The organism is Undibacterium sp. JH2W (genome assembly GCF_049340425.1).
Lineage (GTDB): Bacteria > Pseudomonadota > Gammaproteobacteria > Burkholderiales > Burkholderiaceae_D > Undibacterium.
Genome location: NZ_JBMPOT010000016.1, coordinates 82,036 through 105,232 on the forward strand (window position 1 = coordinate 82,036; position 23,197 = coordinate 105,232).

The 23,197-nt window shown below is 48.7% G+C and carries 18 protein-coding genes; 10 read left to right on the forward strand and 8 right to left on the reverse strand.

From position 1 onward, the window contains the following. The first annotated feature begins 56 nt into the window (after positions 1 to 56). Positions 57 to 554: a general stress protein gene (locus ACO0LC_RS22415; RefSeq protein WP_422952326.1), complete on the forward strand. Its 498-nt coding sequence runs from the start codon at positions 57 to 59 to the stop codon at positions 552 to 554. Positions 555 to 578: 24 nt separating this feature from the next. Beyond that, complete coding sequence (gene dnaK, locus ACO0LC_RS22420; RefSeq protein WP_423007268.1) at positions 579 to 2,507, forward strand: molecular chaperone DnaK; 1,929 nt, start codon at positions 579 to 581, stop codon at positions 2,505 to 2,507. A gap of 378 nt (positions 2,508 to 2,885) precedes the next feature. On the opposite strand, the gene ACO0LC_RS22425 is transcribed toward dnaK, so the two are convergent. From ACO0LC_RS22425 to ACO0LC_RS22435, 3 genes are all read right to left on the reverse strand, one after another. After that, positions 2,886 to 3,830, reverse strand: coding sequence for a CHAD domain-containing protein (locus ACO0LC_RS22425; protein WP_423007271.1), 945 nt, complete (start codon positions 3,828 to 3,830; stop codon positions 2,886 to 2,888). Positions 3,831 to 3,914: 84 nt separating this feature from the next. Further along, positions 3,915 to 4,304: a translational machinery protein gene (locus tag ACO0LC_RS22430; RefSeq protein WP_422977665.1), complete on the reverse strand. Its 390-nt coding sequence runs from the start codon at positions 4,302 to 4,304 to the stop codon at positions 3,915 to 3,917. A 130-nt stretch (positions 4,305 to 4,434) separates the two neighbouring features. Then, complete coding sequence (locus ACO0LC_RS22435; protein WP_423007273.1) at positions 4,435 to 4,653, reverse strand: hypothetical protein; 219 nt, start codon at positions 4,651 to 4,653, stop codon at positions 4,435 to 4,437. A 278-nt stretch (positions 4,654 to 4,931) separates the two neighbouring features. Here ACO0LC_RS22435 and gnd point away from each other — a divergent pair, with 278 nt between their 5' ends. The 8 genes from gnd to ACO0LC_RS22475 are packed head-to-tail and all read left to right on the forward strand — an operon-like array spanning position 4,932 to position 15,400. Next, positions 4,932 to 5,984 (forward strand): phosphogluconate dehydrogenase (NAD(+)-dependent, decarboxylating), encoded by a 1,053-nt coding sequence (gene gnd / locus ACO0LC_RS22440; RefSeq protein ID WP_423007275.1) that lies wholly within the window; start codon positions 4,932 to 4,934, stop codon positions 5,982 to 5,984. Beyond that, on the forward strand, positions 5,984 to 6,769 hold the full coding sequence (locus ACO0LC_RS22445) for an HAD family hydrolase (protein WP_423007277.1): 786 nt from the start codon (positions 5,984 to 5,986) through the stop codon (positions 6,767 to 6,769). Before gnd ends, ACO0LC_RS22445 begins: the two co-directional genes overlap by 1 nt. 20 nt (positions 6,770 to 6,789) lie before the next feature. Beyond that, entirely contained in the window at positions 6,790 to 7,920 is a 1,131-nt protein-coding gene (tal, locus tag ACO0LC_RS22450) for a transaldolase (protein ID WP_423007279.1), read from the forward strand. Beyond that, positions 7,917 to 10,082 carry a transketolase gene (gene tkt / locus ACO0LC_RS22455; RefSeq protein WP_423007281.1) on the forward strand — a complete coding sequence of 722 codons (2,166 nt, stop codon included), beginning with the start codon at positions 7,917 to 7,919 and terminating at the stop codon, positions 10,080 to 10,082. The genes tal and tkt overlap by 4 nt, the downstream gene beginning before the upstream one ends. 5 nt (positions 10,083 to 10,087) lie before the next feature. After that, on the forward strand, positions 10,088 to 11,755 hold the full coding sequence (pgm, locus tag ACO0LC_RS22460) for a phosphoglucomutase (alpha-D-glucose-1,6-bisphosphate-dependent) (protein WP_423007284.1): 1,668 nt from the start codon (positions 10,088 to 10,090) through the stop codon (positions 11,753 to 11,755). Positions 11,756 to 11,758: 3 nt separating this feature from the next. Then, entirely contained in the window at positions 11,759 to 14,143 is a 2,385-nt protein-coding gene (locus tag ACO0LC_RS22465) for a phosphoketolase family protein (protein ID WP_423007287.1), read from the forward strand. 13 nt (positions 14,144 to 14,156) lie between these two features. Then, positions 14,157 to 15,089 (forward strand): DnaJ C-terminal domain-containing protein, encoded by a 933-nt coding sequence (locus ACO0LC_RS22470; protein WP_423007289.1) that lies wholly within the window; start codon positions 14,157 to 14,159, stop codon positions 15,087 to 15,089. Then, positions 15,086 to 15,400, forward strand: a complete 315-nt coding sequence (locus ACO0LC_RS22475; RefSeq protein WP_423007291.1) for a chaperone modulator CbpM — start codon at positions 15,086 to 15,088, stop codon at positions 15,398 to 15,400. The genes ACO0LC_RS22470 and ACO0LC_RS22475 overlap by 4 nt, the downstream gene beginning before the upstream one ends. A gap of 354 nt (positions 15,401 to 15,754) precedes the next feature. Here the strand turns inward: ACO0LC_RS22475 and ACO0LC_RS22480 are convergent, their stop codons facing one another. The 5 genes from ACO0LC_RS22480 to ACO0LC_RS22500 all read right to left on the reverse strand — a co-directional run bounded on the left by ACO0LC_RS22480 (position 15,755) and on the right by ACO0LC_RS22500 (position 23,058). Next, positions 15,755 to 17,005: an IS256 family transposase gene (locus ACO0LC_RS22480; protein ID WP_423007293.1), complete on the reverse strand. Its 1,251-nt coding sequence runs from the start codon at positions 17,003 to 17,005 to the stop codon at positions 15,755 to 15,757. Positions 17,006 to 17,109: 104 nt separating this feature from the next. After that, positions 17,110 to 18,480 (reverse strand): efflux RND transporter periplasmic adaptor subunit, encoded by a 1,371-nt coding sequence (locus ACO0LC_RS22485; protein WP_423007295.1) that lies wholly within the window; start codon positions 18,478 to 18,480, stop codon positions 17,110 to 17,112. Positions 18,481 to 18,544: 64 nt separating this feature from the next. Then, the gene (locus tag ACO0LC_RS22490; protein WP_423007297.1) at positions 18,545 to 20,908 is read right to left on the reverse strand and encodes an FtsX-like permease family protein; all 2,364 of its coding nucleotides are present in this window, start codon (positions 20,906 to 20,908) and stop codon (positions 18,545 to 18,547) included. A 129-nt stretch (positions 20,909 to 21,037) separates the two neighbouring features. Continuing rightward, entirely contained in the window at positions 21,038 to 21,790 is a 753-nt protein-coding gene (locus tag ACO0LC_RS22495) for an ABC transporter ATP-binding protein (RefSeq protein ID WP_422952408.1), read from the reverse strand. Between the two features lie 143 nt (positions 21,791 to 21,933). Continuing rightward, positions 21,934 to 23,058: a sensor histidine kinase gene (locus tag ACO0LC_RS22500; protein WP_423007300.1), complete on the reverse strand. Its 1,125-nt coding sequence runs from the start codon at positions 23,056 to 23,058 to the stop codon at positions 21,934 to 21,936. Between the last annotated feature and the right edge of the window lie 139 nt (positions 23,059 to 23,197).

The following is a 23,197-nucleotide window of genomic DNA, read 5'->3' on the forward strand; positions in this document are numbered from 1 at the left end:
GGTGCTGTTTAAATTCTCAATGCTCTCGCATTTCTTCAAATCTTTTAGGAAAAATAATGGACATTAAAAATTCACCCGCCTACATTTATAACACGCACCTAGAAGCGGAAGACGCCATTCGTTCGCTCAGTAAATCTGGCTTCGATGTAAAAAAATTGTCCTTAATTGGCAAGGGCTATCACAGTGAAGAACAACCGATCGGCTTCTACACAACCGGCGATCGTATTAGATCCTGGGGCGGAAATGGCGCTTTTTGGGGCGGGATTTGGGGGCTGCTAATGGCGCCTGCTGTTTTCTTCCTGCCCGGCTTTGGGTTGCTGGCTATGGCTGGTCCCGTGGTCACGGCTTTGGTTGCAGCCCTTGAAGGGGCAATGGTTGTTGGTGGATTGTCTGCAATAGGTGCTGCACTCAGTCAGATAGGTGTATCAGACAAACAGATAATTAAATATGAGATGGCATTAAAAGTTGATAAGTACATTCTCATGGTACATGGCAATGCTGATGACCTGGCACATGTGCATTCGGTTTTAGCAGATGCCGTAGCAGCAACCTGAAGCCTATCCAACAAAGGAATTATCATGACTAAAATTATCGGCATTGATCTGGGTACCACCAATTCTTGTGTTGCAGTGATGGAAAATGGCAAGCCAAAAGTCATTGAGAATTCTGAAGGTGCGCGCACGACGCCATCTATCATCGCCTATCAGGCAGATGGCGAAATCCTGGTGGGCGCACCCGCCAAACGGCAAGCAGTGACCAACCCTAAAAATACCTTGTATGCAGTCAAGAGGTTGATAGGCCGAAAGTTTGATGAAAAAGAAGTGCAGAAAGATATTGCTCTTATGCCTTTTAACATCCTTAAAGCAGATAACGGTGACGCATGGATAGCCGTGCGCGACAAAAAGCTGGCTCCTCCGCAGATTTCTGCTGAAATCTTGCGCAAAATGAAAAAAACAGCAGAAGATTATTTGGGCACAGAGGTAACTGAAGCAGTAATTACTGTACCGGCCTATTTCAATGATGCTCAACGACAAGCTACTAAGGATGCTGGACGCATCGCTGGGCTGGAAGTAAAGCGGATTATTAACGAACCTACCGCTGCGGCTCTCGCATTTGGTATGGACAAGAACGAAAAAGGCGATCGCAAGATTGCCGTATATGACTTGGGCGGTGGTACTTTCGATGTATCTATCATCGAAATCGCTGAGTTGGCAGGTGAACGTCAGTTTGAAGTTCTGTCCACTAATGGCGATACATTTCTTGGGGGCGAAGACTTCGATCAGCGCATTATTGACTACATCATCGAAAAATTTAAGAAGGTACATGGACTTGATCTTAAAAAAGACCCTATTGCGCTACAGCGTATCAAGGCTTCTGCAGAACGTGCAAAGATTGAGTTATCGTCTGCGCAGCAAACTGAAATTAACGAGCCATATATCGCTATGGCCAATGGCGCACCTATCCACCTCTCACAGAAGATCACGAGAGCAAAGCTAGAAGCTCTGGTTGAAGAATTGATCAGCGCGACAATAGAACCATGCCGTATTGCAATTCAGGATGCTGGCGTCAAAGTGACTGACATCGATGACATTATTCTTGTTGGTGGTATGACGCGCATGCCAAAAGTCCAGGAGAAAGTGAAAGAATTCTTTGGGAAAGATGCTCGCAAGGATGTTAATCCAGATGAAGCTGTTGCTGTCGGTGCAGCGATTCAGGGTGCAGTGTTATCCGGCGACCAAAAAGATTTACTCTTGCTGGACGTTACACCGTTGTCTCTGGGTATAGAAACAATGGGCGGTGTCATGACCAAGATGATACCTAAAAATACGACGATTCCAACCAAGTTCAGTCAGGTATTTTCGACTGCTGATGACAATCAAGCTGCGGTAACGATCAAGGTGTATCAGGGAGAGAGAGAAATTGCCGCTGGCAACAAGACTTTAGGGGAATTCAATTTGGAAGGAATTCCACCCTCGTCACGCGGTACACCCCAGATAGAAGTCAGTTTTGACATTGATGCCAACGGCATACTGCATGTCGGTGCTAAGGACAAGGCCACCGGAAAAGAGAATAAGATAACAATTAAGGCCAACTCAGGCCTCACTGAAACAGAGATTCAGACTATGGTAAAGGATGCTGAACTAAATGCTGAAGAAGACAAGAAATTAAAAGATTTGGCGGAATCACGTAATCAGGCTGACACATTAGTCCACACAGTGAGTAAATTGATGCGTGAACATGGTGAAAAGTTGAGTACGCTTGATAAGGAAAAATTTAATACAGCGATCAAAGACTTGGAAGCCGCCATGCTCGGCAATGACAAGTCGGACATAGATGCCAAACAGCTCGCCTTATCCAGTATTGCTCAAGAGTTGAGCCCTAAAATGAATAATCAATCTAACGAGCAACAGGCGCAACAAGACAAGCAAGCGTCTTCAGACATGCATCATGAAAAGCAGGACGGCACCGTTGATGCCGATTTTGAAGAAGTCAAAGAAGCGAAGTAATCTGCTTAAATTGAACTCAAGCTGTGCAGCCTAACTTACGTGTTCAACTGCATTAACAACATAAGCTCTTTTTTTGGAGATTCTGTTGTTAATGCAGTGAACCTAATCACCCACGTGGGTCGGCGATAATTCCATCTATGTGATGCTTTGCATCTTCACAAGCAGCATTGATCGCATCGTGCCTGTTATCACGCACACATACTGGCAATGCGCTTTGAAAAGTGTCCAGGCCATGTGCGTCGAAGCATCCAATTTCACAGCTAGCCGACCATCGCCCATCGGATAAGGGAATGGCGAATGGACTGATTATCCAGTCACGATAACTAAGCTTGAATCCTTTACTCACACTATTCTCACTTTAAGAAGAAAATTTGATGTTCACTTAAGGTCCGGTAGATTTATGTGTTTATATAACTTCCAAAGTGGACGTAACTTGCGCTGTTGAGGTATGGATTGCGAAAGCACATACCCACGCGAAAAGTTACAACTTGCCAGATGATCTGGCTTATCTTGAATCAAATCAAGCAGTAGTATTTCAGCGACTGCAGCATCATTACTGACGCCCAAATTGTCCTGCAAGGCACTTAATGAAGCTAAGTATCTATCCATATCCTTTTTAGGAAACAAATCCCGAAAGAATATGCATGAATAACGGGATCGCTTCACTGCTATCCGAAATTTGTGATTTTCAGAAGGATTTGCATCCTTATCTTGCTTAAGAAGGTGATTGCCAATCTTAAGTAAATGCCGTTGTTGACGCATTAAAATTTTCTTTGCTACATGCGGGATTTTTTTATTCCATTTCTTGTTCTTATGAGAATTGTCAGGCTCAGCAGATTTTTCTTGCTCAAGCCAATTTGATACGGCAGACATCATTTGTGAAAAACCATTTTTACTTACCGCATCGTAGGCATTCTTCTCCTCTTTGTTGGTGATATTTAATGCAGTTTTTCCCAGGGTGGACATTTTTAATTCTGCCGGAGCGATTGCTTCGATTTCGATTAGTGACGAATCTGACAGTACTCGCCAATCCCGGGCCAATCCCAATTTTAATGATAAGTTGTCCAGACCAGTCTGCAGCGTTGTGGAAAGCGGTGCAATCTCGTTAAACAACTCCAATGCGGACGATAAACGACGTAGACTTATATGCATTTGCCGAATGTGCTCAGGATTGTCGCGAAGTTGCATTGCTAGCTTGTTTTCTTGAACTTGTCTTAGGCAATTTCTTATTATTATTTTCACAGCTGACTCTGCCTTCATTTTGCGACGCAATTTCACTTCGTGTATTTTTACTGTCGCAGACTGCTTCACTTGTGGTAACAAATTGACCTCCCAGTTTTAGTGTGATATGACGCTAATTCATTCGATGCTATTGATAGATTTAATGATTGATTGCATCTTCAAGACCTAAATTGTTGCGGGTTTAATTTCTTTGAGAAAATAAATTCGTGCATAAGCCAAGAGTTGCGCATCACTTGGATGACCTACTGTCTCTACACTTACAACCTTCTGTGCAATTGCATCATGGTGTTTCAGGAGATACTTCATCAGTTCCAGTTTTTCAAATCCAGGCCCAACAATCAGAATTTCCAGCGAGTCTTTTAGCTTGGCGGCGATATCATCAAAATATTGCGTATCCTCAGGTGCCCGGCCTGCTCCCACATTTCCTGCCTTGGTATGCAGATGAGGATGAGTAGAGTGAGTATGGATAATGTCAGTCTCTGCAGTATCCGCATTGAAATGAATTATGTGAGCCTGGACATGATCTATCCATACGAGGACAAGATTAGTTGACATGAAATTTCTTTCTGGGTAGGTGTAAAGACTGATTTGCAAAGAGGATGCGAATCAATAAAGGAGAGAGTCGCAATTGCCGTCGAGCTTGCAACACGGTCCAGGGAAGTGGTACTTACTAAACTTGTCGCCACTATTTGCTATTTTTGTCTGCTTCGTTAAATCCGTGCAGAGGCATGTCAGCATCCACGGCAATAGGGTCACTTGCGGGAAATGTTTCTTTCAAAGCTTCGTCTAAAGCTTTATCCACATCGTCTTCAATATCTGTCATCTTCGGTTGCACATGCGGGATGATTTTAGGTTGAATTTGGAGACGCTTCTTTGATTTTGAAGTAGTCGATTTTTTACTCATTTTAGTGTCAAACCTAGTTATCAAAAAAATGCGAAAGAGCGTCTTTTATGCCTCTTTTTTACTTCTTTGTATATCGATTTACTTCAAGATTATTTGCGGTGAATTTCTGTACATTCATAAAGCTACCGAACAAGTACATACTCAAGTGCTTATTCGAATTTTAAACGTATCATGCTGAATTTATTCTGTGCTGTCTGTGTGCCATCGAACAGATGGCTTGCTTATTTTGGCTTAATCTATAGCTTGTCCGTACTCTCACTTAAAGCAGGTAAACGACTATGCAAATGGGCATGATAGGTTTAGGCAGGATGGGCTCAGGCATGGTTAGGCGTCTGCTTGCAAGTGGGCATGACTGCGTTGTCCATGACTCTTTAGAGCAGGCAATGTCTGAAGTTGAAGCGGATGGTGCAAGTGTGGCCATTTCCTTGCAAAATTTGGTGCTGCAGTTGTCAACACCCCGAGCCATTTGGCTAATGGTGCCAGCAGCAATCGTCGACGGTGTATTGGCAAGTTTATTGCCCTTGCTTGCAAGGGGCGACATTGTTATTGATGGCGGAAATTCTTACTATCGCGACGATATACGACGTAGTTCTGAAATGCAGGAGCAAGGGATACACTACCTTGATGTCGGAACGAGTGGTGGCATAGCAGGTCAGGAGCGTGGCTATTGTCTGATGATAGGTGGCGAAGCCAACACCGTTGCTTATATGCGTCCAATATTTCTGTCTCTTTCACCTGGCGTTGCACTCGCTACCCGTACACCAGGACGTGTGCTCAATGCGCTTGAAGTTAATGATGCTGAACAAGGATTTTTACACTGTGGTGGTTATGGCGCAGGTCATTTCGTCAAGATGATACACAACGGTATTGAGTATGCAATCATGGCCGCCTATGCTGAAGGATTAAACATTCTTCATAGCGCCAATATAGGCAAGCTAGAGTTTAAAGTAGATATCGATGCTGAGAGTACTCCGCTACGCAATCCAGAATTTTATCAGTACGATATGGACTTACCTCAAATTACTGAGGTATGGCGTCGTGGTAGTGTTATTAGCTCCTGGCTGCTTGATTTGACCGCATCGGCCTTGCTTCAAGACCCTCATCTACAAGCTTACGCAGGGCATGTGGCTGACTCCGGCGAGGGCCGCTGGACTATCCTTGCTGGGATTGAAGAGGCGGTTCCCATTAGCGTGATGAGTGCTGCATTGTTTGAGCGCTTCGCTTCTCGAGGAAGGGGGGACTTTGCCAATAGGATGTTATCCGCAATGCGCAATGAATTTGGTGGGCATGTGGAAAAACATAATGCATCTCCCATAGAGAGCCTTCAATAATGTCACCTGAAAAAGATCTTGAGCTTGAAGAAATGCCTGTCAGGAAGAACCTGGTATTTTTGATTGACGCTGACAACACTTTACTCAACAACGACCAAATTTTATATGAATTAGGCCAGCTTCTTTATACAGATTTTGGTTCTGAAAGTGCCGCGCATTATTGGGACATCGTTGAGCAACTGCGCGTCGAATTAGGGTATGCAGACTACTTTGGTGCATTGCAACGCTTCCGGTCTGATCAAGCCTTTTCGATAGAAAATGAGTTTGGCCATAAGCATAGTGCAAACAATCAAGCATTACTGCGGATATCAAGTTTCTTGATGGATTATTTATTTGCAGACCGCTTGTACCCTCATGCTCTGGAGTTGATCGCGCAGCTTGAAACAATAGGAAGCACTGTTATCGTTTCTGATGGAGACATAGCTTATCAGCCACGGAAGATTCTCCGTTCTGGTTTATGGGACGCAGTGGATGGAAGGGTACTGGTTTATATTCACAAAGAAAAAATGATTGCGGCCATCGTTCATCAATACCCTGGGCAGCACTATGTGATGATAGACGATAAATTGCGGGTGCTCACCGCAATGAAGAAACTTATGCAAAACCGACTTACAACCGTATTCGTCCGCCAAGGTCATTTTGCTTTAGATGCAGACACATTGGCTATGTATCCACCTGCAGACATCAGTGTTGATTGCCTGGGGGACTTGATGGACTATAAGTACAACGCATTTGTCAACTTTGACAGCCCAATTGCTGTTAAGTCGTGGCCATTCTCTAGTTAGAAATATTAAATGGAACCAATATGAATGCTCATACCAGCCAATTGCGCGACCTGGGTCAAAGTGTGTGGCTGGATAATATTCATCGTGATCTACTCACAAGTGGCACATTGCAAAGCTACATCGTCGATTTGAATGTGAGTGGTTTGACTTCAAATCCTACCATTTTCCAACATGCCATAGGATCAGGGACTAGCTATGACTCAGCCATTGTCCAACTCTCTAAAGAGGGCTTGACTTGCCAAGAACTCTTTTTTACGTTAGCTCTAGAGGATTTGACGCAGGCAGCGCATTTGCTTGGTCCTATATTTGAAGCAAGTGATGGCGTTGATGGCTGGGTGTCGCTCGAAGTGTCGCCGCTATTAGCACATGACACGCTCAATATGCTAAGAGCCGCTACGCACTTACACAATCAAGCGGCATTACCTAACCTGTACATCAAAATCCCAGCCACACCAGCGGGTATACTGACGATTGAGCAAGCCACCTTCGATGGCATTCCCATCAACGTTACTTTATTGTTTTCGCGTGAACAGTACCTGGCAGCGGCAAATGCTTATTTAAGAGGTATGGAACGACGTCAGCTTGCGGGCTTACATTTACACGTCCATTCAGTTGCCTCTTTGTTCGTGAGTCGCTGGGATGTTGCCGTGAAAGAGAAAATATCTCCTGAATTTCATAACCGCCTTGGTATAGCCATTGCTATGCAATGTTATCAAGCCTATTTCGAGCTGTTAAACTCTGAACGCTGGCAAAACCTGGCGGTTAATGGTGCAATGCCCCAGCGGTTGCTATGGGCCAGCACCGGGACTAAAGATACAAATGTATCGGACACGATGTATGTTGAAGCCTTAGTGGCTGCAAATACAATCAATACCGTTCCTGAGAAAACACTATTGGCATTTGCAGACCATGGCAAGGTGGCTACAGTATTGCCAAAGGATGGAGGCTATGCAAGCGAGGTGGTGGAAGAATTCAGGCGTGAGGGTGTTGATGTCGAAACGCTTGCATCCCGTTTGCAAGACCAAGGTGTTCTCGCATTCACAGCTTCATGGAATGAAATGATGTCCGTCATCGAGGATAAGTGTAAAAAAATTGACCTGGCTGCAAATTCGACAAACACCGCCGCACTAACAATTAGCTCTTTTTCATGAATGCCGACCATACTCTCAAAGAGAGTCGTGGTACAGCCAGGCAAGATTCGCTTGCCGCGCTCGATGTGCTTTGTATCAATACCTTGCGTACGCTTTCCATTGACATGGTAGAAAAGGCGAAATCGGGTCACCCTGGCACCCCGATGGGTGCAGCGCCAACTGCGTATTGTGTTTGGCAACGTTATCTGCGATTTGATATCGATGACCCTGGGTGGCTCAATCGAGATCGTTTTGTGTTGTCTGTCGGTCATGCATCAGCCTTGTTATACAGCATGCTTTATTTATGTAGTGTCAAGTCGAAAGCCGACGATTTTTCTGACAATCTCGCCGTCAGCATGGCAGATCTGCAAAGCTTTCGTCAGGCTGGCAGCCGCTGCACAGGCCATCCAGAACACGGCTGGACTGCGGGGGTAGAAGCTACCACAGGGCCACTTGGTCAAGGTTTGGCGAACAGTGTTGGCATGGCAATTGCCCAACGCTGGCTGGCCGCTACCTACAACAGACCTGGCTATGCCCTGTTTGACTACAATGTTTACGCCTTGTGTGGTGATGGCGACATGATGGAAGGTATCAGTGCTGAAGCGGCCTCCCTTGCAGGCCATTTGGAATTGGCCAATCTTTGCTGGATTTACGACAGCAATCACGTCAGCATTGAAGGTACGACTGCAATCACCTTTACAGAAGATGTCGTAGCAAGATTTCGTGCCTATGGCTGGCAAGTCATCAGCGTAGCTGATGCGAACAACCTGGATCAACAGACCAGCGCCTTACAGCGTTTTGTTGACACCCAGGACAGGCCAACGCTGATCGTCGTGCAAAGCCATATAGGCTATGGCGCACCCCACAAGCAAGACAACCGGGAGGCACATGGCGAACCACTTGGCATTGACGAAGCGAGGCTGGCCAAACAGTCTTACCACATGGACCCGGATGCGCAATTTGCCGTACCTGACGGCGTGCAGGCACACTTCAGTGCGCAATTTGGTCAACGTGGCAAAGACGCCCATACCTCGTGGAATAGCTTGTTTGCCGACTATTGCCAGCAGCATCCCCAACTCGCAAAACAAATTGATTGCATGCAGGCCGGTGAATTGCCAGACGGCTGGGATCTTGCCTTACCTGACTTTGCACCAGACGAAAAAGGGCTCTCCACGCGAGAAGCCTCGGGCAAAGTCTTGAATGCCATCGCCGCACACATGCCATGGTTACTTGGCGGCGCAGCCGATCTGGCACCATCCACCAAGACAAATTTGAATTTTGACGCGGCAGGTGATTTTGAAGCCGTTGTCGCCATTGACAATGCCTACGTCAGTGCTGAACTGGGGAATGCATCTGCCAGTTATGCAGGACGAAATTTCCATTTCGGCATACGTGAACATGCCATGTGTGCTATCGCCAACGGCATGGCACTATCCAGGTTACGGCCTTTTGCAGCCAGTTTCTTTGTATTTACCGACTATGCTCGTGCGGCGATCCGCTTGTCAGCAATGATGGGCATGCCGGTCATTTATCTTTGGACGCATGACTCGATTAGCATGGGTGAAGACGGTCCTACTCACCAGCCTGTAGAGCAGCTCGCGTCATTTCGTGCCATGCCCGGCATGGTTTTACTGCGCCCGGCGGACGCGAATGAAGTGCTGGAAGCCTGGCGGGTGATCATGAAAATCAGTAATCGCCCTGCCAGCCTGGTCTTGTCGCGGCAGGCATTGCCTACGATAGACCGACAAAAATACGCCAGCGCCAGTGGAGTCGCAAAGGGTGCCTATATACTCGCCGATGCGGTCGATGAAAGACCAGAAGTACTACTGCTGGGAACGGGAAGCGAAGTAGCACTCTGTATTGCCGCTTACGAGCAACTGAGCGCAGAAGGCATTCGCGCCCGCGTCGTCAGCATGCCATCCTGGGATTTATTTGAAAGCCAGAGCGACGCTTATCGTGATCACGTATTGCCACCAGGCGTGCTGGCCCGGGTATCGGTTGAAGCAGCATCGGCATTTGGCTGGGAGCGTTATACCGGCCAGCATGGCACGATGATATCCATGCAGTCGTTTGGCCTTTCCGCCCCGGGGAAAGTAGTCGAAACACATTTTGGTTTCGATGTCTCCCATGTCGTCGCGGCAGCCAGGGCGCAGGCATTACGTCATCGTTCATCTATCGGGTAAAAACCATGACAACATCTATTCATCCACTGGCAGGCAAACTGGCACCATTGTCTTCACTGATCAACGTTTCAAAATTGGTCACGGCTTATTTCACTTTAAAACCGGATCCATCCGTTCTGGAACAAAGAGTCAAGTTTGGTACATCCGGGCATCGTGGATCAGCTTACGACAGTGCATTCAATGAAGCCCACGTGCTGGCAATCACACAGGCAATTTGTGATTTTCGCAGCTTAAATGACATCAATGGCCCACTTTTTCTGGGTATGGATACGCATGCCTTATCCGAACCGGCATGCGCCAGCGCCATGGAAGTACTGGCGGCCAATCGCGTCGAGGTCATGCTGGCGAGCAATGATGAATACACACCTACCCCGGCCATCTCCCTTGCGATATTGAGTTACAACAAACGGCGCGATCATCTCACAGGCCTGGCAGACGGCATCGTTCTTACTCCGTCCCACAATCCACCGCGTGACGGCGGGTTTAAATACAATCCAACTAACGGTGGTCCGGCCAATCAGCAAATTACCGAATGGATAGAAAACGCAGCAAATCAATATCTGGAGAATGATCTGGCAGGTGTACGCCGCATCACCAGCAGCAAAGCCATGCAGGCAAAGACCACGCATCGTTACAACTTTATGGATTTTTATGTCGATGAAATTGGCAGTGTCGTCAATATGAATGCCATTCGTGACGGACAGATACGCATCGGCGTAGACCCGCTTGGCGGTGCTGGCGTCCATTATTGGTCAGCCATCGCAGACCGCTATCAGTTAGACCTGACAGTGGTCAATAACGTGATCGACCCCAGCTTTGCTTTTATGCCGCTAGACTGGGATGGTCAGATCCGCATGGATCCGTCTTCAAAATATGCCATGCAAGGCCTGATCAGCATGCAAGACAAATTCGATATTGCCTTCGCCTGCGACACCGACCATGACAGGCACGGCATTGTCAGCAGGTCGGCGGGCTTGCTACCACCCAATCATTACCTCGCAGTTGCCATTGATTATCTATTTACACACAGGCCACAGTGGGCTGGTTCTGCCGGAATTGGCAAAACCGTCGTCAGTACACAATTGATAGACAGGCTGGCAAAAAAACTGGAACGTGGTCTGTACGAAGTGCCGGTAGGTTTTAAATGGTTCGTTGATGGCTTGCAGAGTGGTGCCCTGGGTTTTTGTGGAGAAGAAAGCGCAGGGGCGAGTTTTCTGCGCATAGATGGTTCAGTGTGGACGACAGAAAAAGATGGTATTTCCACCGCCCTGCTGGCAGCAGAAATGACAGCAAAAACAGGCTACGACCCTGGTGTTTTGTACCGCAAACTGGCAAACGAATTAGGCGAACCCTTTTTTGAACGCGTAGATGCCCCGGCAACAAGACAGCAAAAACGAAAACTCGCAGCCTTATCTGAAAAACAGATCAGCGTAAGCGATCTTGGTGGTGACAAGATAGAACAGATACTTACTCGTGCTCCTGGCAATAACAATGCGATCGGTGGGATCAAGGTCGTGACTGCCAATGCCTGGTTTGCTGCACGCCCCTCTGGCACAGAAGACACTTACAAAATATACGCAGAGAGTTTTATTGGCGAAGCGCATCTGCAGCAGGTTCTTCATGAAGCGCAGGCCGTGGTTGGTAATGCAATTTTATCATTGGAAGAAGGGTAGATCATGGACACATTTAATCCCTATACTTCGCATCCTCTTTCTGCCGAGCTGCTAGAAAAAATGCATGGCTACTGGCGTGCGGCAAACTATCTCACCGTGGGGCAAATCTATCTTCAGGCGAATCCTCTTCTCAAAGAACCATTGAAACTGGAGCAAATTAAACCTCGCCTTTTAGGGCATTGGGGTACAACTCCCGGTTTGAATTTTATCTATGTACATTTAAACAGGCTGATCAAAGAGAACGACCTCAATATGATCTATGTGATTGGTCCCGGCCACGGTGGGCCAGGTATCGTTGCGAATACCTATCTTGAAGGTTCGTACACAGAACACTATCCTGCCATAGAACGGAATCAAAACGGCATGTTGCGATTGTTCCGTCAATTTTCGTGGCCAAACGGCATTCCTAGTCATGTCTCGCCAGACATCCCAGGCTCTATTCATGAAGGCGGTGAATTAGGTTACTCCCTGGTACACGCTTATGGCGCAGCATTTGATAATCCCGACCTGATCGTTACATGTGTCATTGGTGATGGTGAAGCCGAAACTGGTGCTTTGGCGGCGAGCTGGCATTCGAATAAATTTCTCAACCCTGCACTGGATGGCGCGGTGCTCCCCATTCTTCATTTGAATGGATATAAAATTGCTAATCCTACAGTTCTTGCGCGCATTAGTCGTGAAGAGTTGTGTGAACTGCTGCGAGGCTATGGTCATGAACCTTACTTTGTCGAGGGTGATGATCCAGCGTTGATGCATCAAGCCTTGGCAGCGACACTTGACGCTGTGTTGCAGAAAATCAGAGACATTCAACATCTTGCACGCAATGCCATTGCAAAAGATGAGTTGCAACGTCCCCGTTGGCCGATGATCGTATTTTGTAGTCCCAAAGGCTGGACAGGACCCAAATTCGTTGATCAATTGGCAGTCGAGAATACGTGGCGGGCACACCAGGTGCCGATTGCTGACTTCAAAAATCCACAACATCTTGCTCAACTTGAAGCGTGGCTGCAAAGCTATCAGGCCAATAAGCTTTTTGATGAAAATGGCAGATTATTGGAAGAGTTGGCGGACCTGGCTCCGACCGGACATCGACGTATGGGGGCTAATCCACATGCCAATGGTGGGGGCATATTACAAGCTTTGCAAATGCCTCACATGCATGATTATGCGGTTGCTGTTCCTATGCCCGGCTTGGTTAAAGCTGAGGCAACGCGCGTACTTGGAGATTTCTTGCGGCAGGTGATGCTCAATAATCTTGATGCAAAGAATTTTCGCCTCTTTGGTCCTGATGAGACCGCGTCGAACCGCCTTGATGCCGTCTTTAAGGTGACCGGCAAAGCCTGGATGGCAGACATCAAGGACATTGACCTTCATCTTAGTGTCAATGGTCGGGTCATGGAAGTGTTAAGCGAACATCTTTGCCAGGGCTGGCTGGAGGGTTACTTGCTCACTGGGCGGCATGGCCTGTTTTCTTGCTATGAAGCGTTCATACATATTGTTGATTCAATGATGAATCAACATGCAAAATGGCTTAAAGTCTGCAATGACATCCCGTGGCGTGCACCGATTGCGTCACTCAATTATTTGCTGACTTCGCATGTCTGGCGCCAGGATCACAATGGCTTCTCACACCAGGACCCAGGGTTCATTGATCATGTCGCCAACAAAAAATCTGAGGTGGTTCGTATTTATCTTCCTCCTGATGCCAATTGTCTATTATCAGTCACCGACCATTGCCTGCGCAGCCGCAACTATGTGAATGTCATTGTTGCTGGTAAACAGCCAGAATGGCAATGGCTGGATATGGCAGCAGCAATTCGACATTGTACTGTTGGTGCGGGTATCTGGCAGTGGGCGAGCAATGATATCGGAAGCCCAGATGTAGTTATGGCTTGCGCAGGCGATGTACCGACACTAGAGACCATCGCAGCAGTTAGCTTATTGCGCAGCTATGTACCGGGAATTCGTATCCGTGTAGTCAATGTCGTTGATCTGATGGTGTTGCAGCCTCAGTCTGAACATCCCCATGGTCTGGATGATAACGAATTTGATAACTTATTTTCGACTGACAAGCCAGTCATATTTGCATTTCATGGTTACCCGGCATTGGTACATAAACTGACTTACCGGCGACATAACCATAGCAATTTTCATGTTCGTGGTTATCGGGAAGAGGGCACTACCACAACACCGTTTGATATGGTCGTATTGAATAATCTTGATCGCTACCAGTTGGCACTTGACGCGATTATGCATATACCACGCTTTAGCGATCAGATACCAATTGCACAGGCACGATACTGGACAACGATGGAGCGTCATAAACGCTTTATATGTGAACATGGAGAAGATTTGCCCGAGGTAATTAATTGGCGCTGGATAAATTAAAGACTGGATTCCCATGAAATATAAAGATTATTACGAAGTTCTGGGTGTAGACAGGACGGCGACATTAGATGATGTCAAGAAAGCCTATCGCAAGTTGGCTCACCTGTATCATCCCGATGTATCAAAGGACCCAAAAGGCGAGGAAAAATTCAAAGAAATCGCTGAAGCTTATGCCACTTTGAAGAACACAGATAAACGCGCAGACTACGACAAAATAGGCAGCCATAAAAACGGTGAAAATTTCACGCCACCTCCTGAATGGCAAGCGCAATACGGAGCAGGTGCCTCAAGTTTTGATGATGTTGATATTTCCGATTTCTTCAGTGCATTCAGGTCAGGTGGGCAAAAAAGAGCAAACTCTCCATTGAAAGGTGAAGACTATTCGGTATCCGTTTCCGTACCACTTGAAACAGTCTTTCACGGGGGACCAGTCAATGTATCTGTCGAAATGCCAGAGTATGACCAACATGGCTTGCCTCATCGCAAGCCCCATACTTTTCGGATAACCATCCCAAAAGGAGCGCAAGAAGGTCAGCGCATGCGGCTTGCTGGCAAAGGTGGCCCTGGCCTCAATGGAGGTCAATCTGGTGATCTCTATGCGGTTCTGACAATTGCTCCGCATCCTTTGTTCAGGGTCAGTGGCAGTGACCTGTATTTTGACTTGCCACTGTCTCCTTGGGAAGCGGCACTTGGCGCGAGCATGCAGATTCCGACTCCCGGCGGCAATGTAGAACTCAAGGTAAAGTCAGGCACATCTTCGGGGCAGCGTCTGCGCTTGTCAAAACGCGGGTTACCAAAAGTAGACGGACAAATCGGCGATCTGTATGCAGTTGCGCAAATTCAGGTTCCAAAAGAAATTAGCAAGGCCGAACAAGATATCTACCAACAGCTTTCTGGTCTATCCACCTTCCAGCCCCGTGCCCACTTCAACTTGGAGGCTAAATGAACGTTCAAATTGCAGAATGGACTTTGCTCAATGATCAAAATTCCTGCTCCATCACTTACCTGTGTGACGTATCAGGCTTATCTGAAGGAGAAGTCAATGAGTTGATTGAAAATGGTCTAATTACTCCGATTGACGACAATGCGATGGCAAAGATATTTCCTATGCATTCCATTGTTACAGTGAGCAGTGCCCGCAGGTTGCGTGACGACTTTGAATTGGATAGTCATGGCATGATACTGGCACTCACCCTGATGCAGCGCATAGATGAATTGCAAAGTGAGTTACAACAGATTCGTGCACAATTCAATTAAGTGAAAATAGTAATCTGATAGTGTCGGCCTTTGTTGCCATGGTGGATTCAAGTTCGAAGTGCAACTTGATCTTAGTGCGATTGAATCTGAGCCTGAAACACTTCGAGTGATTATTGCAGTCAAGGTATTTTTAGGTCGATTCATGTGTCGCGCCTCCTTTTGCAAACGTATTTCAGTAGCGATCTTTTTGTTTTATCATCAGGTGGTGTTGTTAGTACATGCAGAATTTGAACATCCTAAAGTAATGCCATATATTGTCTTGGTGGATTTCCATCGATTCTGGCAAAGATTCCAGACTCCTTTTTATGCCCTCGAAAAGGGGGTGTCCGGAATTTTGTGTAAACGGTTTTTCGTTTAGTTCAGCGACATCCGGTCATCGAACTGGATGGTAAAGCGATTGAGCGCGCCTTTCCAGTCCCGTATTGGCATTGTCCATTTCTTGCTGATGTTGTTGAGCGCCAGATAAAACAGCTTGCTGACTGCTTCATCAGTAGGGAATGAACTACGCGTTTTGATGACCTTGCGCAGACTCATGTTAATCGATTCAATGGCGTTCGTGGTGTAGATCACCTTACGGATCTCTGCCGGGTAGTCGAAGAAGGGAATGACCCTCTCCCAGTTACGTCGCCATGATTGTCCTATGGGCAGGTACCGCTGATCCCACTTAGCCTCGAATTGCGTGAGCATAAGACCGGCCTCGTCGGCAGTGGCTGCAGTGTAAATGGTGCGCAGATCGGCGGCTACCTCCCTTTGATCTTTCCATGGCACAAAGTGCAGGCTGTTGCGTACCATGTGAACAATGCAAAGCTGGACTGCCGCCTTGGGGTAGACTGCTTCGATCGCATCAGGGAAGCCTTTGAGACCGTCTACACAGGCAATGAAGATGTCCTGCACACCACGATTTTTCAGTTCAGTGACGACCTGCAGCCAGAACTTGGCTCCCTCGGTCTGGGCAATCCACAGACCCAGTACTTCCTTGTGACCATCCATGTTCACGCCAATGGCGAGAAATACGGCCTTGTTACGTACTGCACCCGCATCGCGCACTTTGACGTGAATGCAGTCAAGGTACAGGATGGGGTAGAGCGCGTCGAGTGGACGGGCTTGCCAGGCCTTCACATCCTCACTGACGCCATCGGTCACGCTGGAGATGAGCGCTGGTGACACTTCCGTACCATACATCTCTTCCAGGTGGCTCTGGATCTCACGTACACTCAGGCCACGGGCGTAGAGGGAGATAATCTTGTCGTCGAAGCCGCTCCAGCGGGTTTGGTGCTTGGCGATGATTTGCGGTTCGAACGTGCCTTGACGGTCGCGCGGTATGTCGATTGGCAGCGTGCCGAAATCACCCTTGAGTGTTTTGCCGCTGTGGCCGTTGCGGGTGTTGGCGCTGTCATTGCTGACGGCTCCACTCTTGTCGTGACCCAGATGGTCGGTCATTTCGACTTCCAGAGCTCGCTCGACAAGCATCTTGGTGAGCTGCTTGAGCAGGCCGTTCTCGCCGATCAGGTCTTCGGGCTTCTTGTAGTTGGCCAACAATCCATCGGCCAGCTTGAGCAATTCCGGGTCAGGCTTGGCCCGCTTGTTACGCTTTGCAACGGTCATCATTTCTCCTTGAGGGTAGCAGTGTCCTGCTAAATGACCGTTTACACAAAATTATTTACACCCTCCTCGAAAACCAAGAGTCAATTCTGTGTTTTATCTAATACTCACCGCACCTTCACTGCTGCCTTGTCCTTGAGCTTGCTATCTGGGTACACAATCACTTGGGTGCCTACGGGTAGCCCCTCTTTCACCCAGGCACTGACGCCATTGCGTGCTTCTACGCTGACTTCTTTAAGGACAGCGTGGTTCTTTTCAACGACAAATACGCCAGAGCGGGAGCCGATAGGGAACAGGGCGCTCACCGGTACCATGATGACATTGTCTACCACTTGCACCAATACCCGCACGTCGACCTTGAAGGCGTCGCCCAATGCCTGCCATTGCGCAGCCGGGGCTATTATGTCGATGACCACGTAGACGCGCTGCTCTTCTACGCCCAGCGCCGACACTTTAGTAAATGCGGCTGGCTCAACCCAGCGCACCTTGCTACTGAGCACTTCTGCACCGCCCCAGTTCAGTAGTTGTACGGTAGTACCTGGGCGTACCTGAGTGGCGTCTTCGGTCAGGAGATCAACCACCACTTCCAGCTTGGTCGGGTCACCTAGTTCCAGCAAGCCTGCGCCTGCCGCTACACTTGTTTCGCTTTGCTGCAAGATTTTCAACACTTTGCCGCTGACTGGTGCCTTGATAGCAAAGCTGGGCTGCGAACCACCCAACGGCGCTTGCGCAAACTGTTTTAGCGCAGCGCGAGACTGTTCCAGATCATGCCTTGCTGCATTTTCTTCCTGTCGCGCAGTTTCCAGTTCGTGGATGCGCAGGCTAAGATTGAGCCGTCCGGTTTCATTCTGATTGGGCGATACAAAGCCTTGTCTCGCCAAGGCTTCACTGCGCCTTAAGTCTGCCTGGGCCTGATCCAATGCCGCGTTCGCATGCCCCACGTTGGCCTGGGTGCGCGCCAGCGATGCTGCCACACTAGCAATGCGCGCACTTTGCTCGTCGCGGGCGCGTTCGTCCAGTAAGGCAGGTGCCATTGGCCACAACAGTGCCACGGTATCACCTTGTGTGACGCTGTCGCCTTGATTTAGTAGTACCCGTCCCACGCGGCCTGCCAGTGGAGTAGAGACAATGTAGCGGTTGCGCACACGAGTTTTGCCATATTCCTGTATGGCACGTTCAAACCGGCCCTGGGTCACCTTGGCTACTTCCACGCTCAGCGGCTTGGGTTTGAATGCCCACACCAGCAGCGCGATGACTACCATGCTCACGCCCGCGATGATCAGATAGCGTTTCAGTTTGGTCTTGGGTTTAGTTGGTGGTGCTGGTGGGGCGGTGGCGGGCGGAACAGGTGACGTGCCGGACGTCGGCGCAACGGGTGTCACTGGCAGAGTCGCAGGTGCGACTTGCGTCGGAGAAGGAGGTGCCGGCGGTACCGTGCTCGGCTCTTGTGCGCTTGTTGGGGGCGAGCTATCAGTCATATTGAATCCAGGTTATTGTTGAGACGAAATCGTTAGAGGGATATGGTGTTGGCTGATGTGTATTTTATTCACGCGTCTTGAGCACGCTGACCATGTCCAGCCCATCTACACGCTGGCGCACGATAAAGGCGCTGACCATGCCTGCCAGTACCACGCAGATGGCAGCAAAGGCATAGGTGGCGGGCGTGATCACAAAGGGAAAGTAAAAATCGTCGGTTTGTATCCCGCTGACGATGCCTGCCGCGAGCAGATATCCCAGCAACATGCCCAGCGGCATGGCAAGTGTGATTTCAATTGCAAGCTCGCCCAGCAAAATGGCAGACACTTCGGTGCGGGTAAAGCCCAGAACGCGCAGACTGGCCAATTCCCAGGCGCGCTCGGCCAGTGCGATGCGGGCGTTGTTATACACCACCCCCACGGCAATCACGATAGCAAATGCTGTCAACACAGAACTGACCATCAGCAGGTTGCCGACGGTCACATCCTCTATGTTCTTGGCCATGGTTGACTTGCTGATGACCACGCCAACACGGGGTAATCCTTGCAGACGTTGTAGCAGCTCGGGTTCAAAGCCAGGTTCAACCGCCAGGGTGAAGCTGTTTACCAGATCGCCTTCGCGTAATAGATTGTTCAGGCTGGCTCGCTCAATGTAGGCATTCATACCCAGCATTTCTTGTACTGTGCCGGTCACCTGCAATTCCAGCACTGCGCGTTCGCCTTCCTGAACTTCTACTCGTACTATATCGCCCACGCGAAGCTGCAACTTGGTAGCGAGGCGATCAGTTAGTAACAGGCCGTCCTGTGGGGCAGCAAAGAATTGCCTTCCCAGATTCACGATGCGTTGCAGTTCAGGTCGGGGTGCTTTGCCCATGATGATGCCGTGCCAGTTGTGGTTATCATGTACCAGCCGCACCGACACGCTGCGAGCTCCTTCCACCGCTGTGACATGGGGCAACTTGTCAGCTGCGTACAAGACGTTGGATGGCGTTGCTTCCAGCAGGGCAACAACCACGTCGCCGCGTAACACTTGCCGAAATTGGGTTTCCATCAGCACCGCCACCGAATCGCGCATAAAAGAGCCGGTAACAACAATCGCCATAGACATGGCTATGCCAAACACCGTCAAGACGGTGCGCAACGGTCTACGTGTCATGGTACGCAAGACCATGCGCAGCGCAGGCGAAAACCACTTTTGCCAACCCCAGCGCTCAATGAGCATAGGTTTGAAGATGCCAGGGGAGGGAGGGCGCATGGCTTCTGCCGGAGCCAAGATCACGACTGCATAAATGGCGTTGACAGTGGCAAGTACTGCCGCGCCTACGGCCACACTCACGGCTACCAATACGATATCTGGGCGCAAGCGAAAATGCATGTCAGGGAAACGAAAGCTTTCTTCATACATTCCGACAAAAAACTTGCCCATTGCTGTGCCCAGGGCTAGTCCCAAAACTAACCCTATTGCTACGATGATTAGTACCAGCTTTAAGTAATGCACGCCAATTGCCAGGTTGTCATAGCCCAGTGCCTTGAGCGCGGCGATTTGTCCGCGTTGGGTTGCAATTTGCCGCCCTAGGACTACGTTAAGCAAAAAGGCGGCAACTCCAAGAAAGATAGCTGGCAAGACCGTGCCCATCACTCGCTGCTGGGTAATTTCAGAGCTGAGCATGGCGTGCGACATCTGCAAATCGCGGCCATGAGCGGTGTTCCCGCCGTAGCGCTTCAGCAGGCGGTCTAGTTGATCTATCACCGCCCCTTCGCTGGCACCAGGGCTAAGGCGCACGGCAACCTGGTTGAACGCACCTTCCATATTGTAGGCTGATGCCAGTGCACGCTTATCCACCCAAAAAACGCCAAAACCGCGCTGGTCGGGCGAGCCCCCCAAACCCGCAAAAATATACTCTGGCGACAGAGCAATGCCTACGATTAGCAGTTCTTCTCGTTTGCCATTGATGAGCGCGTTGACCCGGTCACCCGGCGCAAGCTTGCGCGCCACGGCAAAACCTTCCGATACCAGTGCTTCCATTGTGCCTGTATGGCGTGTAGCAATCATACGCCCCAGGCGAAGATTGACCTTATTGAGCCGCTGCGGCAGCAGTGGGTCCATCCCCAACAACAGACCGACAATTGGGTCCACTACATTGGGGATGTTCACTGGGACGACTTGGGCTTGGGATGTTTCAACATGCGCGGCACCAACAATTTCCTGCAATTGTCGCTCCAGAGTCAGTGGTGCTCGCTTGAGTGTGGCAAACACATCTGCAAAACGTGAATCGGCATAATACAAATCGCGCGACCACGATAGCGCGTCGTAAGCACTGAAGCTGGTGATGAAACCAGCGACGGCACTAGCGACCACCAGCGCAATTGTCAAGGCCTGACTCCACATCAAAATCATGCCGCGCAGTAGCTTCTTGTTCAGCGTTTTCATGGAATTTTTATCTGGACTCTGCGGTCTGTAGTGACCCGCACCCCTATGTGGAAGCTAATGAAAATTAAGCTGGTTTTGTTGCGTATCTTTGCGCTTACTTGCCTCTTATTAAATCAAGGGACTAGAGCATTACCAGGTCAGTTGGGACGGTTGCAGCTTGTTAGTGTTGACTTCGATGCGCTGAATTCGCCCCTCACCCAAAAACAGCACCCGATCCGCCATGCCTGCAATGGCGGCGTTATGAGTGATGACGATTGTCGTAGTACCGATGCCTCGGTTGATGTTGGCAATTACCTCCAGCACCAGCTTGCCGGTTACATAGTCCAGTGCTCCTGTGGGTTCGTCGCATAGCAACACGTCTGGCCGCTTTACGATGGCGCGGGCAATCGCCACCCGCTGCTGCTCACCGCCAGATAATTGCGATGGAAAGTGATCTACCCTGTCTGCCAGCCCTACCAGCGTCAACGCTTCTAGCGCGGGCATGGGGTTAATGGCAATGTCGGTCACCAGCTCCACGTTTTCCCGCACCGTCAGACTGGGGATGAGGTTATAGAACTGAAACACAAAGCCTACATGCTCACGCCGGTAGGTGGTGAGTTCTTTCTCGTTGGCTGCGGTTAAATCTTGTTCAGCAAAAAGGGCACTGCCGCTACTAGGGCGATCCAGGCCGCCCAGAATATTCAATAAAGTCGATTTGCCGCTGCCAGACGGTCCCAACAACACTATGAACTCGCCCTTGTAGATAGTTAGATCAACATCAACCAGGGCAGTGACCGTTATCTCGCCCATCTGGTAGGTTTTGGCAAGTCCTTTGGCAACAAAAAGAGGTGTACCCTGCGGTGACACGGTGACAGGTAGCGCCTGGACGTTGATGTTTTGCATGACCTGCACGCTACTCCAATGGCTTGAAGTAGGTCTGTGCGTTGTCACACAAAGGCAGTCCCAATAGATCTTGGTATTTAATACGCTTTGCGGCTCAGGAAAGCATGTTTGCTAATTTTGAGGCAGATTAAAAATACTTTATATTATTTTCGGGGTAGATAAACTGAAAATACAGTGCCCGCATCTTGATCAGAACTTACATTAATATCGCCGCCGTGTGCTACAACGATTTCTTTTGCTATGAACAAGCCTAAGCCTAGACTGCTACGCGGCCTGTCGTTGCCATCCTGCTCTGGCAATTGCACCAATGAGCTGAATAATGTTGGTAATAGCTCTTCTGGAATTGGAGGCCCTTCATTGCAGACCTGAAGAAGTATGCGATCTTTTTCTCCCACTATATCAACGATGATCGGCCTATCCGCCGCACCATACTGTGCGGCATTGTTAATTAGATTTATTAACACTTGTTGAAGCCGTTGCTGGTCAAAAGCACCTTTCAACTCGCCTCTGGTGTTCAGTTCGAACAGAGATTTTGGATGTACAGCAGTAGAGTCTTCAATAGCCCAACGGCCTATGTCGTTGAGATCACATTCAAGTCGTTCGATTGGAATGCCATCACCCAATTGAGTGCGTGCCAATATCAATAGATCATTGACCATCGCGTTCATTGTGGCAGCACTACGCTTGACACGAAATCCAATCTGCTGAATTTGATTGTCAAATGCGCCCGCTCTGGATAGATATGTGCCGGCCAATGCTGTAACCGCCAGGGGGCTACGCAAGTCATGACCTAATATGGCCAAAAAAATATCCCGGGTTTCATTCACTTTGTCCGAATACGCTATAGCAGCCTCGGCAAGTGATTGATCTATTGCTTCATTAAACCGCATCATGTCTTGCGCATTTTCTACCCAAACATCAGAACAACTTTGCTGCCATAGCTTAAGTACGCTTGCTCGCAATGCACGGTACTCGGCAATTAATTGACGTAGAGTGAATCCGCTCGCGTAACGCAATCTCCCATGAATTGATGAAGCACTCTCATCATTGGCTGGAGGTGAGCTGAGATCTTGTGATTTTGCCTCCTTTTGTTCCGGGGTCTCTGCTGTTTGAATATCTTCGGCCACGAACTGTAGTATTTGTTTAGCGTGATCCCGTAGTTCCTGAGTAGACATCTTATCCGCAACAGTACCAAAGGTCGCCGCGAATGCATCCCATTCAACAAGGATCAGCTCCATATTTTGATTAATGAATTTAGCGATATTCATAGTTTGAACGTGGTGAGGAGAAAGTGCGTCTTGAGAAGGATGCGAGAATGCTTGATTAATATTACTACATATCAAGTAGACAATGCTTTTGTACTTTGTAAGCTGTTTAAACTCTCTTCCTCTAAGATGTATTGAGGGA